Annotated in this window: 15 protein-coding genes; 2 read left to right on the top strand and 13 right to left on the bottom strand. The window is 67.6% G+C overall.

Features of this window, described 5'->3' with window-relative positions:
- Positions 1–38: 38 nt before the first annotated feature.
- The 8 genes from ABI214_RS15585 to ABI214_RS15550 all read right to left on the bottom strand — a co-directional run bounded on the left by ABI214_RS15585 (position 39) and on the right by ABI214_RS15550 (position 8,119).
- Positions 39–1,076 (bottom strand): NAD(P)-dependent alcohol dehydrogenase, encoded by a 1,038-nt coding sequence (locus ABI214_RS15585; RefSeq protein WP_348603431.1) that lies wholly within the window; start codon positions 1,074–1,076, stop codon positions 39–41.
- Complete coding sequence (locus ABI214_RS15580; protein WP_348611663.1) at positions 1,054–1,995, bottom strand: alpha/beta hydrolase; 942 nt, start codon at positions 1,993–1,995, stop codon at positions 1,054–1,056. The genes ABI214_RS15585 and ABI214_RS15580 overlap by 23 nt, the downstream gene beginning before the upstream one ends.
- An 11-nt stretch (positions 1,996–2,006) precedes the next feature.
- On the bottom strand, positions 2,007–2,645 hold the full coding sequence (locus ABI214_RS15575; protein ID WP_348603430.1) for a TetR/AcrR family transcriptional regulator: 639 nt from the start codon (positions 2,643–2,645) through the stop codon (positions 2,007–2,009).
- A 39-nt stretch (positions 2,646–2,684) separates the two neighbouring features.
- Positions 2,685–4,034, bottom strand: coding sequence for a flavin-containing monooxygenase (locus ABI214_RS15570; protein ID WP_348611660.1), 1,350 nt, complete (start codon positions 4,032–4,034; stop codon positions 2,685–2,687).
- A gap of 229 nt (positions 4,035–4,263) precedes the next feature.
- Positions 4,264–5,364 carry a DUF7064 domain-containing protein gene (locus ABI214_RS15565; protein ID WP_348603429.1) on the bottom strand — a complete coding sequence of 367 codons (1,101 nt, stop codon included), beginning with the start codon at positions 5,362–5,364 and terminating at the stop codon, positions 4,264–4,266.
- Complete coding sequence (locus ABI214_RS15560) at positions 5,364–6,509, bottom strand: phosphotransferase family protein (protein WP_348603428.1); 1,146 nt, start codon at positions 6,507–6,509, stop codon at positions 5,364–5,366. The genes ABI214_RS15565 and ABI214_RS15560 overlap by 1 nt, the downstream gene beginning before the upstream one ends.
- 335 nt (positions 6,510–6,844) lie before the next feature.
- A complete protein-coding gene (locus ABI214_RS15555) occupies positions 6,845–7,321 on the bottom strand; it encodes a pyridoxamine 5'-phosphate oxidase family protein (protein WP_348603427.1) in 477 nt (158 codons plus the stop codon).
- A gap of 48 nt (positions 7,322–7,369) precedes the next feature.
- Positions 7,370–8,119: an enoyl-CoA hydratase-related protein gene (locus ABI214_RS15550; RefSeq protein ID WP_348603426.1), complete on the bottom strand. Its 750-nt coding sequence runs from the start codon at positions 8,117–8,119 to the stop codon at positions 7,370–7,372.
- Between the two features lie 453 nt (positions 8,120–8,572).
- On the opposite strand from ABI214_RS15550, the gene ABI214_RS15545 reads away from it, so the two are divergent.
- Both ABI214_RS15545 and ABI214_RS15540 read left to right on the top strand, forming a co-directional pair.
- Positions 8,573–9,184, top strand: coding sequence for a TetR/AcrR family transcriptional regulator (locus ABI214_RS15545; RefSeq protein WP_348603425.1), 612 nt, complete (start codon positions 8,573–8,575; stop codon positions 9,182–9,184).
- A 99-nt stretch (positions 9,185–9,283) separates the two neighbouring features.
- On the top strand, positions 9,284–9,958 hold the full coding sequence (locus ABI214_RS15540; RefSeq protein WP_348603424.1) for a TetR/AcrR family transcriptional regulator: 675 nt from the start codon (positions 9,284–9,286) through the stop codon (positions 9,956–9,958).
- On the opposite strand, the gene ABI214_RS15535 is transcribed toward ABI214_RS15540, so the two are convergent.
- Genes ABI214_RS15535 through ABI214_RS15515 form a run of 5 tightly spaced genes read right to left on the bottom strand, consistent with a single transcriptional unit; the run spans position 9,955 to position 14,633 of the window.
- Positions 9,955–10,605, bottom strand: coding sequence for a CoA transferase subunit B (locus tag ABI214_RS15535; RefSeq protein WP_348603423.1), 651 nt, complete (start codon positions 10,603–10,605; stop codon positions 9,955–9,957). The genes ABI214_RS15540 and ABI214_RS15535 overlap by 4 nt on opposite strands.
- Entirely contained in the window at positions 10,602–11,348 is a 747-nt protein-coding gene (locus ABI214_RS15530) for a CoA transferase subunit A (RefSeq protein WP_348603422.1), read from the bottom strand. Before ABI214_RS15530 ends, ABI214_RS15535 begins: the two co-directional genes overlap by 4 nt.
- A complete protein-coding gene (gene fahA / locus ABI214_RS15525) occupies positions 11,345–12,529 on the bottom strand; it encodes a fumarylacetoacetase (RefSeq protein WP_348603421.1) in 1,185 nt (394 codons plus the stop codon). Before fahA ends, ABI214_RS15530 begins: the two co-directional genes overlap by 4 nt.
- Positions 12,526–13,437, bottom strand: a complete 912-nt coding sequence (locus ABI214_RS15520; RefSeq protein ID WP_348603420.1) for a hypothetical protein — start codon at positions 13,435–13,437, stop codon at positions 12,526–12,528. Before ABI214_RS15520 ends, fahA begins: the two co-directional genes overlap by 4 nt.
- Positions 13,434–14,633: a homogentisate 1,2-dioxygenase gene (locus ABI214_RS15515; protein WP_348603419.1), complete on the bottom strand. Its 1,200-nt coding sequence runs from the start codon at positions 14,631–14,633 to the stop codon at positions 13,434–13,436. The genes ABI214_RS15520 and ABI214_RS15515 overlap by 4 nt, the downstream gene beginning before the upstream one ends.
- Positions 14,634–14,696 lie beyond the last annotated feature (63 nt).

Here is a 14,696-nt window from a genome sequence, read left to right as displayed (position 1 = left end):
AAAGCGTGCCGCGAACTCCCGTTCGGCGCTTCGGGCGCCTATCCCCTGCCCGGCACCAGGATCGCCCGGCCCTTGATCTTCCCGGCCTCGAGGGCATCGAACGCCGCGACGGCGTCCTCGAGCGGGAAGGTCTCGGCCTCGATCGTCACGAGCCCGCGCCGCGCGAGGTCGATCACCGCACGCTGGTCGGCGCGGGTGCCGGCGTAGCTGGTGCGCACGGTGGCGCCCCACGGCAGCGCGAACCCCGTCCAGTCGAACTTGCCGCCGCCCAGTCCGAGCACGCGCAGGGCGCCGTCGCGTCCGATGACCTGGGTGGCGATGTCGACGGTCCCCTGCACGCCGACGCAGTCGAAGACCGCGTCGACGCCGATCCCGTCGGTCAGCTCGAGGATCTTCTCCACGCACGACGCGTCACTGGCGAAGGCGTGGTCGGCGCCCAGTGTGGTGGCCAGTTCGAGCTTCTCCTCCGCCGAGTCCACCGCGATGATCCGGGTCGCGGTGGTCGCCGCGAGGATCTGGACCGCGGTGTGCCCCAGGCCGCCGATTCCCAGCACCACCGCCGTCGTGCCCGGACCGAGCCGGTCGCGGGCACCGTCGATCGCGTGATAGGTGGTGAGACCGGCGTCGGCCAGCGGCCCCGCGGTGACGGGGTCGAGGTCGCCGAGCGGTTCCACGAAACGCGCGTCGACCTTCATGTACTCGGCCATACCGCCGTTCGCCGCGAGCCCCGGACACAGGGGCATGCCCTGCCGGCCCATCGACCGCTCGCAGGAGTTCTCGCGCCCCTGAACGCAGGCCCGGCACGTGCCGCAACTCCACACCAGAAAGACGAGGACCGCGTCGCCGACCGTGAGGGAATCGACCCCGTCGCCGAGTGCGGCTACGCGCCCAGCGGTTTCGTGCCCGAGCGTCATGGGCGGCGGGATCATCGTCATCGGCGAGTGCCGCATGTGGATGTCCGAGTGGCACAGTCCGGACCCGGCCACCTCGATCAGTACCTCGCCGGGCCCGATCTCCGGGATCTCCGTGTCGACGACCGCGATTCGGCCGTAATCAACCAGCTGCAAGGCGCGCATCGGCGTCCTCCTCGATCGACGAGACGGCATCCACCGCGAGATGCCGACGCAGGAACAGGATCTGGTGCTCGAGCGCCTGATCGAACCACGGCTTGCCGGGGTAGACGTCGAAGTGGTCGCACGGGTAGTGCCGCACCTCCGCCCGCGCACGCTCCGCGGCCTTGGCCGCCGCGTGCGGGGGCGCGCTGCGGTCGAGGTCGCCGATCTGCACCAGCAACGGCGCCGTCACCTTGTCGGCGACGGTCACCGGCCGGTACGAGCCGATCTCCAGGAAGGACCGCGCACTGACCTCGTTCCGCCAACTCGGACCGGCGATCGACAGGTAGTCCTCGTAGATCCCGGGCAGCGCAAGCGCCGCCACCTCGCCCGGACGCGCGGTGAGCGGAATCGTGACGCCGACTCCGCCGCGGGCCGACGCAACCTTGTCGCGGACTGCGGCGAACCCGCTCTTCGCCAGGTGTCCGGGGTTGTAGTGACGCATCGATGCCGCCGACGCCGCGCGGGCGTCCGTCGCCGGCGTCAACGAGATCAACGCGGCCAGGCTCGGGTCGCTCGCCCCGAGGCTGAGCACGTGGCCGCCCGCGAGCGATACGCCCCAGGCCACGATGCGGTCGGGGTCGACGCCGTCGAGGCGTCGGGCCGCCGCAATCGCCGCGGCATAGTCCTCGAGCTGGCCGCGGATCGAAATCGTCTGCCGCACTTGTCCACCACTGCGGCCAAAGCCGCGGTAGTCGAACGCAAGGACGTCGAGACCGGCCGCGGCCAGACCCTCGGCGAACCCTTCGAGCCCCGAGTCGACGGTTCCGCCGAATCCGTGTGCCATCACGACGCACGGCCGGCCGGCCGCGGTCAGGAAGGCGTCACTCTCGCCTGGGTAGTGCCAGGCCGAGCAGGTGGTCCCCTGTACGGGGAAGTCCACATCGGTACGTGTCACTGTTTGCTCCCATAGATTGTGTTGAGCCACACCGCAACAAGAGCCTCGCGGGCCGCGGCGGGGGTGAGCGCCCCCATCCCGCCTCGCGACAGACTCTCGACGGCGCGATCGTTCATGTCGAGTAGAACCACGGCGAGCGCCCGGCTGTCCGGTCCTTCGATCGCCCGCCCCGACGTCCGTTCGGCGTCGATCACCGACGCCACCGGATCGACGAAGCTGAAGCGGTCGAAATCCCACATCTCGCGCACCGCGGGATCGGAATCCCGCGCGTCACGCAGAGCTCGGTACAGGTTGGGGTGACGTTCCCAGGTCCCGATCACCTCGGTGATCAGACCCTCGATCATCTCCCTCGGGCTGCCTTCCCGTCCGAGGTATGCACCTGCACCGTCGCGCATCTCGCCGTAGACGGTCCGGGACAGGGCCGCGACGGCCTTGGCCTTGTTGTCGAAGTAGAAATAGAACGCCGACCGCGTGACACCCGCGGCGCGCGAGATGTCACTGATGCTGATCTCGTCGAGGCTGCGATCCTCGAGCAGACTTTCGACTGCGTCGAGGATCGCGGCCCGGCGCTCCTCCCCCTTGTTCGCCCTCCGGGTACCGGATTCGGTGGTGGGCACGGGGTGACGGCTGCTCATGTGTCGGCTTTCGGGTCGGTTACGGCGTACGGCTCCTCATCATGCCGGGACACCGGCGAATCGGACCGGGCCGCTCCTGCGCACCCGGTCGAGCCCGGCGGGCAACTCCTTGGTCCGCATCTCGTGCTCGTAGATGTAGTAGTCCACCTGCTGGGTGTGCCGGGGCCGGTTGTTGAAGTGACCCACGAAACGCGCCTCGTCCTCCTTGATGACGCGGTTCATCTCGTCAGCCGACGGCGGCCGGTAGGTGCCGGCCAGGTACGCGGCGAGCGTTCGGGACTGGCATTCGACGAACGGGAACAGCGTCGGCGCCGACTGCGCGAAGCCGATGAATGCGAGATCGTCGAAACCGGGCTTGAAAATGCGCTTGTACAGGGGGAAATTGTTGCCGGGCGCGCTCAGGAAATCCTCGTCGAAGAACGGGAACGTGATGTTGTAGCCGGTGGCGTAGATGATGACGTCGAAGTCCTGGCTCGTGCCGTCGACGAAGTGGACCGTCTCGCCGTCGAGCCGCTCGATGTTCGGCCGCGCATTCAGGTCACCCGAGCCCAGGCGAATGTAGAGCTCCTGCGACTGCGTGGGATGCGCCTCGCCGAAGTGATGGTCGGGCTTGGGCAACCCGAACTTCTCCGGGCGACCCGACAGGAAGATCGGGCCCCGTCGGCCCATCCGGCGCTGCCAGGACAGCGGGATCTGCGGGATCGTCTGGATCAGCGTGTCGGCCGGGACACCGAACGCGTACTTGGGCACGACCCAGGCGCCCGAACGGGTCGAGAGCGTGACCTTGTTCCGCAGGGTTCGGTGCGAGAGCTCCACCGCGATGTCCGCCGCGCTGTTACCGAGGCCGACGATGAGAATTCGCTTGTCCCGCAGATGCAGCGGCGTCTCGGGATCGATGTACGCATGGGAGTGGATCGACTCCCCCGTGAACTCGCCGGGAAAGTCCGGGAGCCGGGGGTCCCAGTGGTGCCCGTTCCCGATGACGAGGAAGTCGAAACGACGTGTCTCGCCGTCCTGCGTGAGGATCTCCCACCCGCCACCGGGCAGTCGCTCCGCGTGCTCGACGCCGTTCCGGAAACTGATCCGGTCGAGCAGCCCGAAGGCCTCGGCATAGTCGTCGAGATACCGCTTGATGTCGGTGTGGTGCGGGAAGTCCGGGAGTTCCTGAGGAATCGGGAAGTCCTTGAACGACAACCGAGTCTTCGACGTGTCGATGTGCAGCGAGCGGTAGGCACTCGAATGTCCGTTCGGATTTCCGAACGCCCAGTTGCCGCCGATCCGGTCGGAACTCTCGAAGCACTCGTAGGGGATGTCGTAGTCGGTGAGCATCTTGCCGGCGGTCAGGCCGCTGATCCCGGCTCCGATGATGCATGTCACGGGTTTCGCCATCATGCTCCGTTCGATGTGGATCACGAGGTGGGCGCTGCGCCGAAGCCGCCCACACCAAGTTCAGTGAGGTACCTCACACGGTAGGTAGAAAATTGACACGTGTCAATAGTTCCGAGATCGACTGTCTCGCTGAAGAAATCTCTCTTCGCCCAGATCCGGGGGCGTCAGCGTTCGCGCGAAGGGCCGGACGGCGACTGCCGTCCGGCCCTTCGCGGCGTGCGATGTCCGATCAGGGAGCCATGTCGAGCCAGCCCACGAATCCCGACGGATCGTGGCGGCCCATGACGGCGTGCTCGAACATGCCCCAGCCCTCCCGGCCGTCACAGGTCGCCTTCGCGATGTGGTCGATGGTGCCGTACGGGAGCTTGCCGACGATCTCGGGCGCGGTGAGGTCGTACACCGACGACGACGACCAGTTCCGGCCGCGCCATTCGCCGTGCGTCCAATCCGAGTCGCCGCCGTACCCGGCACCGACGTTGAGTGCCACGAAGCCGACCGTCTCGATTTCGACGACGAGGGGCTCACCCGCCGGCGTCGTGAGGTGCATCCGCGCCCACACGGGATGCCGTGTGCCACTGCTGTAGCCGATCTCGATACGCGGCCACCCGAGCTGCTCGACACGGCCGTCCGCGAACACGCGGGTCGCGTGGCTGAGGGTGCGGTACCCGTCCGGGGACTCCTGGACGATCACCATGAGTGCGAAGTCGTCGAAGCGAAGCGGCACGTAGGTCCACCAGTGGCCGCCGGTGGGCTCGTCCCCCATCCGTCCCTGCGGATCCGGTTCACCGACCGGGCGGATACCCCACGAACGATCGCGCGTCCCCGTCCAGGTCTGCGGGTCCACGGTCAGGTCGCGGCCACCCACCGACATCGTCCCGGACCAGCTGCCGACCTGCGCGAACCGGGTCGCGTCCAGGATCGGCCGCGGTCCGGCCATCAGCATGTGGTGCTCCTCGAGCACCGAGGGAAACGAGCCCTCCCATGTCATGTCGAACGACAGGTCCTCGTGCTCGCAGATCAACCGGATCGTCTCCAGCGGCTTGACGACCTCGATCCTGTACCCGCAGACCGCGGTGTCAGTCGACCGCTCGTCCAGGGCGTCCGAGAATCGCACCGCCACCTGCGAATCACCCTGCCGCACCGTCGCGAAGGCGTCGACGACACCGAGATTCGGGTACACGCCGAGCCCCGTCACGAGGAAGACGTCACCCGTGCGGTCGTGTGCATTGAAGTAGCAACGGTCGTAGAAGTTTCGGTCGCTGGTGGCCACCCGGGCCATCGACAACGGCGACTGGTGGACCGGGAACTCGTCGAGCGGAACCGGCTTCATCACTTCTCCCATTCGTAGGTTTCGTCGATCAACTGCGCGAGCATGCGGTGGTGCAGCACGTACTCGTCGGGGTTCTCGGGGATCTCCACCTCGCCGAAATGGATCCGTCTGCGCTCGATCTGCGACATCACGATGCCGTGCCGCAGTGCCGCGTACACGAGGTAGAAGTCGAGATCGCGAACCTGTGCCCCGGCTGCGTTCTCGTACTGCGCGACAACGTCGGGCCGCCGGAACATCTCGGGTAGTCCCGGCATCGAGAACTGCTCGGCCAGGTCCTGGAAGCACCGGTGGAAGAAGAGGAACCAACCCAGATCGAGCTCGCGCGGAGCGAGTACCGCGGATTCCCAGTCCAGCACCGCAGCCGGTGACGTCCCGTCGTACATGATGTTGCCGATCCGCGAATCGCCCCAGCACAGCACGTCGGGCGACGGCTCGGCCGGCCAGTGCGCCTCGAGCCAGTCGAATGCCCGCTCGAGCACAGGGATGCGCAGTCCATCGTTCCGCCTTGTCCATTCGTAGTACGCACGCTCGTTCTCGAAGTGGCGGCGCAGGCTCGACTCTCCGGACCGAACCGCCAGCGACGGAGCCTTCGCGGCCGGATCCTCGATCGCGTGTACCCGTGCCAGAACCCGGACGCTGGCCTCCTGCAAGGCTTCCCGCCCGTCGGCGTCGAGCTCGTGCAGCCACCCACCGAAGACGTACGGCGGGTTGTCCACCGGCACGGCCCCGCTGACCCTCTCCATCACCAGGAAGGGGCTTCCCAGCGGCTCCGCCGAGGTCTCGACCCACCGCACGTGTGGAACCGGCACGTCGCTGTGCTTGCGGACCGCGGCCATGACGTCGAACTGATGCTGCAGGTCGTATCCCGGAAACACAGGGAAGGCGGTGGCCTCGGGAGCGAGCCGCGCAACCAGGTGCGCGGTGTGCGGAACACCCTGCGCGGTCCAGTCGAGATCGAAGAGCACAGAGACACTGGACATCCCGGAGTGTCCCGGACGGCTGAGGTTGTACACACACAGCACGGTGTCGGCGTCCAGTCGGTCGGCGAGCCATCCCTCCAACCGCCCCCGCAGGTCCTCCAGATCGGTCTCCGTCGTGGTGATCTTCGCTTCCACACCGTCAGGCATCACGCTCTCGGTGGTCATGCCCGTACCTCCAGTTCTTGCTTACGAAGTGATTCCGAGCATCGCTCCACGGCGGTCTCACGGCGGACGGCCCGCCCGGGCGACAATCGGATCGGAGAAGAGATCGAATCGGGATCTCTTGTCGTGCAGACACTCTCGATCCGCTTCGCGACGGTGGTCACACCCCGGATCCGCAAGAAGTACAGCAGCCACCGGCCACCGATGTCAACGAAATCGGCAAGGAAATTAGAGTCCAGTTCCAGTCCGTGGGGACGGGCCGACGCGGGCGACGACAACTGGCCGGGCCACTGACGTGACCCGGCCTCGATACGCTGTATCCGACTGTGCGAGAACGCCTAGCGCGACCACTGCTGCAGCACAGCGTTCTTCCGGAAGTCCCAGCTGACGACCTCGTCGGCCTTGATCCGCAGCCACGCGTGCCGACCGTCGGCGATGAAGTGGTCACCACCCATGTACTTGCGGGCGAACAGTAACTCCGCGTTCGCGACCGAGTGGTCGGGCGTCGAGGTGCGCGGGACCTCGCCGACAACTTCCGCGGCGCCGCCGATTTCGACGCCGTGGAGCTCGTGGAACTGCTCGCCCGCGTCGATCACGACCGCGATCCGCGGATCCCGCTGCAGATCAGACCAGCGCTTGCTCTTCACGATCGAGTTGAGCCACAGGTACTCGCCGTCCCAGACGAACCACAACGGGGCCACGTGCGGGCGGCCGTCGCCGGCTGCCGTCGCGACCCGACAGGTGCGCTCGGCTGCGAGAAAGGCGTCGACCTCCTCGCTGCTCATCGCTATGGCCTTGCCTCTGCGTTGCGCCATCTTCCGTGCCCCTCTCCGAAGTTCAACAGTTCCCGTCGCGCGGACGGACTACCGCCCGCGCCACACCGGCTCGCGGCGCGCCGCGAAGGCCTCGATGCCCGTCCGGAAGTCGTCCGAGTCGAGAACCACCCGCAGGGCGTCGGCGGTGGCCTCCCACCCGCGTGCGTCGTCAGCCGAGGTGAGCGCGTCGAGCGCGCGCAGGCTCTCACGCACCGAGACCGGCGAAGCCTCGCACACCTCACGCGCCATCGTCATCGCTCCCGCGAGCGCCCCGCCGGGTTCGGTGACCTCGTTGACCACCCCCAGCCCGAAAGCACGCTCCGCCGAGAGTGTTCGACCGGTGATCAGCAACTCGCGTGCCACGTTGATCGGCAGCGCACGAGGGGCGCGGAAGAGCGCACCCGAGCTGGCGACCAGGCCGCGGCGCGCCTCGGGCAGCCCGAACTCAGCCGTCCGGGCCGCGACCACGAGATCGCACGCCAGCGCGATCTCGAATCCTCCGCCGAGTGCATAGCCTTCGACCGCGGCGATCAGCGGCTTGACCCGCTGGCGTCGGATGATCCCGTACTCGCCGCCGCGGGGCATGCGCAGGTCCGCCCGCTCGCGAATGTCGGTACCGGCGGAAAACACTCGCTCCGTTCCCGTCACGACACCGACCCACAGCTCGTCGTCGTCGTCCAGGAGGTCGAATGACTCCTCCAGGCCTTCGGCGGTCTCTCGATCGATCGCGTTGCGGCGTTCCTCGCGTTCGATCCGAACCACGAGGACACGTCCGTCCCGCTCGTACCGCACCGTCATGAATCGTCTCCGATCTCGCCGGTCAGGATGCAACCTCTTCGTCGACTGAGGTCCGACACCGATACCGAATGTCGCTACAGCTCCGGAGATCTCACTCGATCTCCCGATTTCTAGACTCGGAGGCTAAAGATAGACGCTAGTCTAGGTTTTTGGAACAGGTTCGCTATTTCTTTCCGGGATCGCGCTCGAATGTGGGCCGCCGACATACCGAAACATCCGCCACGACGCGCCTGCCACTACAATCTGCTGGGCGCCACGCGGCACTACGCCGGGTCCGAGAGTTCGAACCTGGCGAGGTCGGCACGGACTGGGGGACGAGCTCGCGCTGGAGGGGGATTGGACATGGCTACGCCCTGAGCAACGACCACCGGGCGCCCTCCGCCCTGGCAGGAACCCTGGATCGGGTCGAGATCGGCCCGCTGTAGATCCTCGATCGGGAGATATCTGAAGAGCATGAACGACCCCACGACACTCGGCCGACGCGAGCGGAACAAGCAGCAGACGCGCGGACGGTTGCTGGACGCCGCGCGGTTGCTGTTCGCCGAGCGGGGGGTGGTCGGCACGACCGTCGAGGAGATCGCGGACCAGGCCGGCGTCTCGCGCGCCACGTTCTTCAACTACTTCCACACCAAGGACGAACTGCTCGGGGCGCTGCACACCAGCAACATGGCCTCCCTGGCGGCGACGATCGACAACCTGCTGGCCCAGGATCTGACGACCGAGGAGCGCATCCTCGGCCTGTTCGCGGACTTCGTGCAGGCGACGGAGGACCTGCCCGGATTCCTACGTGCCGTGACCGGGGAACTCGAACGCGACCTCGCAACACCCGAGATCAGCGTGGAACGCACGGACCGATTCAACGACGAGATCCTGCGGATCCTGGAGCCGGGACTCGAGCGCGGCGAGGTTCGTGCGGATTACCCGCCGCTGTTCCTCGCCCAGATGGTCGCCGCCATTTACGTCTCGACCATCCGCTACTGGCGACAGGACCCGGACTACGACCTCGCCGACGGCTTCGGCATGGCCGCTCGTTACGCGGCCGAGTCGCTTGCGCCCCGCGACTGATGTCCAGTTCGTGAGGTTTGTCCTCACGGCGCCGGCCCGAAGGGGTAGGTTCTGTTTTGTACTGGCCGGTCGGAATGCTGGGTGGAACGCGGGGGCAACATGACGGACGAGCGAGAGATCGTCACTCGACGTGAGGAACGGAAGCAGCGGACACGTGAGCGGTTGGTCGAAGCAGCACGGACACTGTTCTCCGAACAGGGGTTCGACCACACCACGATCGACGACATCGCGGCGGCCGCGCACGTCTCGCGGGGCACGTTCTTCAACTACTTCGAGAACAAGGACGCCGTTCTCGCAGCGCTGCACGGCGGCCACATGGACAAGTTGCCCGGGATCATCGACGACCTGCTCGCGCGGGACCTGACCACCGCCGAACGAATCCATTCACTCTTCGACGACGTCGTCGAAGCCGCGGTGACCCTCGAACAGTACTTCCGGGCCACCACCCGGGAACTCGACCGGGACCTCGCGACACCGGAGATCAGTGCCGCCCGCACGGAGCGATTCATCGTCGCGTTCGGCCGCGTCCTCGAGGCCGGCATTCCCCGCGGCGAGGTGCGCTCGGACTACCCCCTGCGTTTCCTCTCGCAGATGGTGACCGCCGTGTACGTGACGACGATCCGGTACTGGCGCCAGAACACCGTCTTCGACATGGAACTGGAGTTCCGGCGCGCGGCACAGTTCATCGCCGAGGCGGTCGCGCCGCCCGAGGTTGGGAACCCGTCCGGCCGGACGGGGGGGAGGTCCGGGCCGGACGGGGGATCGGGGGGTTAGGCGGCTTCGCCCGCCAGGTCGACGACCAGCTCGGCGCCGGTCGCGGCGCGGACCTGCTCGACGGTGACGTCGGGCGCGAGTTCACGGAGCACCAGCCCCGCATCAGTGACGTCGACGACCGCGAGGTTGGTGATGATGCGCTGCACCACCGCCCGACCGGTCAACGGCAACGAACATCGCTCGACGATCTTCGCGCCACCATCGCGGTCCGTGTGCTCCATGACCACGATCACGCGCCGGGCACCGTGCACCAGATCCATGGCGCCGCCCATACCCTTGACCATCTTGCCCGGCACCATCCAGTTGGCGAGGTCCCCGTTCCGGGAGACCTGCATGCCACCGAGGACCGCGGTGTCGATGTGCCCACCGCGGATCATGCCGAACGACAACGCCGAATCGAAGAACGCCGCACCCGGATTCACCGTCACGGTCTCCTTGCCCGCGTTGATGAGGTCCGGATCGACCGCATCCTCCGTCGGGTAGGGGCCGGTGCCCAGGATGCCGTTCTCCGAGTGCAGAACCACCTTGACGCCCTCGGGCAGGTAGTTCGGGATCAGGGTCGGCAACCCGATCCCCAGGTTGACGTACTCGCCGTCGATCATCTCCGCCGCGGCGCGCGCAGCCATCTGCTCACGTGACCAGCTCATGCCGACACCGTCCGCTTCTCGATTCGCTTGTCCTGCAGACCCGTATGCACCACCCGCTGGACGAACACACCCGGCAGATGCACCTGCGCCGGATCCAGCTCGCCCGGCTCGACCAGCTTCTCGACCTGCACGATCGTCGTCCGGCCGGCCATCGCTGCCAGCGGGTTGAAGTTCATCGCGGTCTTGTTGAACACCAGATTGCCCTCGGTGTCACCGATCTCGGCGTGCACCAGCGCGAAGTTCGCGACGATCGACTCCTCGAGCACGAACGTCTTGCCACCGAACTCGCGCGTCTCCTTCGCCGGCGACGCGACCGCGACCGAACCGTCCGCGTTGTAGCGCCACGGCAGACCACCCTCCGAGACCGGGGTACCGACACCAGCCGGGGTGAAGAACGCCGGGATACCCGCGCCACCGGCCCGCAGCCGCTCGGCCAGCGTGCCCTGCGGGGTCAGCTCCACCTCCAGCTCACCCGACAGATACTGCCGCGCGAACTCCTTGTTCTCCCCGACGTACGACGCAGTCACGCGCCGGATCTGACCGGCCGACAACAGGATTCCGAGACCATGGTCGTCGACGCCGCAGTTGTTGGAGAACACCTCGAGTCCCGTGACACCGCGGTCGGCGAGACCGGCGATCAGGTCCGTCGGGATGCCGCACAGACCGAAACCACCGACCGCGAGCGAGGATCCGTCGACGATGTCGGCGACGGCCTCGGCTGCCGTTGCGAAAACCTTGCTCATCGGGCATCACCGGTGGGGGGCAGGATACGGGCACGGACCTCGCCGAAACCGATACGTCCGCCGTTCGCGCCGGGCGCGGTCGCGGAGATCGAGATCTCGTCGCCGTCCTGGATGAACGTGCGCTGCTCGCCGGCAACCTCGACGGGTTCGGCGCCACCCCAGGTCAGTTCGATGAAGGCGCCTCGTTGATCCTTCTCGGGACCCGAGATGGTGCCGGAACCGAACAGGTCACCCGTGCTCGCCGCCGCACCGTTGACGGTGGTGTGCGCCAGCATCTGCGCGGGCGACCAGTACATCTGGGCGTAGGGCGGACGGGACACGATGTCGCCGTTCCACTCGACCTCGAGGTCGATGTCCAGGCCCCACTTCTCCTCGCCCTGCAGGTACGGCAGCGGGGTCGGATCCTGCACCGGGGTGTCGACGCGGGCGGCCTCGAGCGCCAGCAGCGGAACCACCCACGGGGAGATGGACGTCGCGAAGCTCTTGCCGAGGTTCGGGCCCAGCGGGACGTACTCCCAGACCTGGATGTCACGAGCCGTCCAGTCGTTGAGAATCACGGCGCCGAAGCAGTGCTCGGCGAACTGGTCCGGGGTGATCGAGGAGCCCATCGGCGAACCCACACCGACGATGAATCCCATCTCGGCCTCGATGTCGAGGCGCATCGACGGACCGAACGTGGGGGCCGCATCGGCCGGAGCCTTGCGCTGACCGCACGGGCGGACGATGTCGATGCCCGACACCACGACGGTGCTCGAGCGGCCGTGGTAGCCGACCGGCAGGTGCTTCCAGTTCGGCATCAGCGCAGCCGAATCCGGGCGGAACAGCTTGCCGAGGTTGGTCGCGTGGTTCTCCGACGCGTAGAAGTCGACGTAGTCGGCGACCGTGATCGGCAGGTGCATCGTGACGTCGTCGACGGAGAACACGGCGTCGTCGGCGATCTCGCCGGACACCAGCTCGGTGATCTGCGCGCGGACCGCGACCCAACGGTCGCGGCCCTGGGCCATGAACGCGTTGAGCGTCGGCTGGGCGAACACGTCGTCGCCCAGCGCCTCGGCAAGATCGACGACGCTGTCGCCGACGCGCACGCCGACCCGCGGGCCCGCGTCGGCGGTCGAGAACACGCCGTAGGGCAGGTTGTCGGTACCGAACAGGGAATCGGCAGGAATCGAGATGACGGTCATGCGCGGGATCCTTCGTCGATCGGGTTGGAATCCACCGAACCCGTAGGCGCGGAGAGTCCGGTGGATGCTGAGGGCACCAGTCCGAGGCCGACCAGTTCGGTCAGCGGATCGCTGATGCTGCAGGTGCCGAAGGACAGGAAGCTCGCGCGCAGCGCGTCCACCGCCTCGGCCGACAGGGCGTCGAGTTCGCCTGCCAGACGCTTCCCGTCACGATCGGCCAGCGTCGACGCGATCTCGTCGAGGCTGGCACCGTCCGCGGCCCGGTGGGCCGCGAGCATGACGTTGAGGAAGCCGTGCTGTTCGAATCCCGTGTCCGGGTCCGTGTTCCGCACCGCGTGGTGCAGGCCGGCGGTCGCCTTGAACCGCACGCCCGCCCCGACCACGGTGTGGATCGCGGCGGCCAGTTCGGCCTCGTCCGGGTACGCGGCGGCGACGATGCCACCGGTACGGAACTTGGCCGCGTACGCGGTTCCCGCCAGCCGGGCCAGGATCTCGGGACGACGGTCGTCACGCGGGACCTCGACGAAGATGTCGACATCCGGTGCGGCCGGAGCGATCTCGTCGAGGGTGGCGAACAACTCGTCCGGCGTCTGCCCCTCGGGAACGCCGATCTCCATCGCGACGAGCTTGACGCCGTCGATGGCGCGAAGCTGCTCGAGCGCCGCCGGTACGGCGGCGGTGCCGGCCGGCACCGTCAGGCTCAGCTCGAGCTCGCCGTCCTGCTCCGCGACGATGGCGGGCAGCTCACCGAGCCGCGGCGCCGGGAACACGAACGGGCCGACGAGCGAAGCGTGGTCGCTGCGCTCGTGCGCGAGGTGCGCGGGCACCGCAGCGTCCATCGGCGCGTTCCCCGGGGGGAACAGCGCCGCGTCGTCACACAGACCCTTCAGCAGCGGCGAGATGGTCACTTGTTCGGCCCCCGCCCGGACCAGGACCACGGGTAGGCCTCGTCCTCGCACGCCAGCGCGCCCTCACCGAGCTCGAGCGGGCGGAAGGTGTCGACCATGACCGCCAGCTCGTCGAAGAACTCGACGCCGATGCTGCGCTCGTACGCACCCGGCTGCGGGCCGTGGGCGTGGCCGCCGGGGTGGATCGAGATCGAGCCCTGGCCGATGCCGGAGCCCTTGCGGGCCTCGTAGTCGCCGCCGCAGTAGAACATGATCTCGTCGGAGTCCACGTTCGAGTGGTAGTACGGCACCGGGATCGACAGCGGGTGGTAGTCGACCTTGCGGGGCACGAAGTTGCAGATGACGAAGTTGTTGCCCTCGAACGCCTGGTGCGCCGGCGGCGGCTGGTGCACGCGGCCGGTGATGGGCTCGTAGTCGGAGATGTTGAAGGTGTACGGGTACAGGCAGCCGTCCCAGCCGACGACGTCGAACGGGTGGTTCGGGTACACCATGCGGGTGCCGACGATCGCGCCACCGGCGCGGTGCTTGACCAGCACCTCGACGTCGGCGCCCTCGGCGACCAGCGGCTCGGCGGGGCCGTGCAGATCCCGCTCGCAGAACGGCGCGTGCTCGAGGAACTGGCCGAACTTCGACAGGTAGCGCTTGGGCGGCACGATGTGGCTGTTCGCCTCGATTGCGTACGCGCGCAACGGCTCCGATCCCTGCGGCACCCAGCGGTGGGTGGTCGACATCGGGATCAGCACGTAGTCGCCCTGACGGGCGCGCAGCGCACCGAACACGGTCTCGACGATCGCCTCGCCGGACTCGACGTAGACCATCTCGTCGCCGAGCGAGTTGCGGTACAGCGGCGACTCCTTGGCGGACACCACGTACGAGATGCGCACGTCGCCGTTGCCGAGGATCAGCCGGCGCCCGGTGACCACGTCGGTCTCGGCCCACGTCTCCTCCGGGAAGAGGTCGTGCAGCTTGAGGTGCCGCGGCTTGAGCGGGTGGTTCGGGGTGGTCGTCTGGTCGCGCAGTTCCCACACGGTCGCGTCGACGATGGCCGACGGGATGTGACGGTGGTACAGCAGCGACGAGTCGGAGGAGAAGCCCTCCTCGCCCATCAGCTCCTCGAAGTAGAGCTGGCCGTCCTCGTCCCGGTGCTGGGTGTGACGCTTCGGCGGGATGTTGCCGAGCTGTCGGTAGAACGCCATGACCGGCCTCCTGATGTGGTCGTGCCCGCTGACTGCCGGGCTGTGTCGTCACCGTCGGCGGAA

This window comes from Prescottella soli (assembly GCF_040024445.1).
Lineage (GTDB): Bacteria > Actinomycetota > Actinomycetes > Mycobacteriales > Mycobacteriaceae > Prescottella > Prescottella soli.
This window is presented reverse-complemented; position numbering and strand designations above follow the sequence as displayed.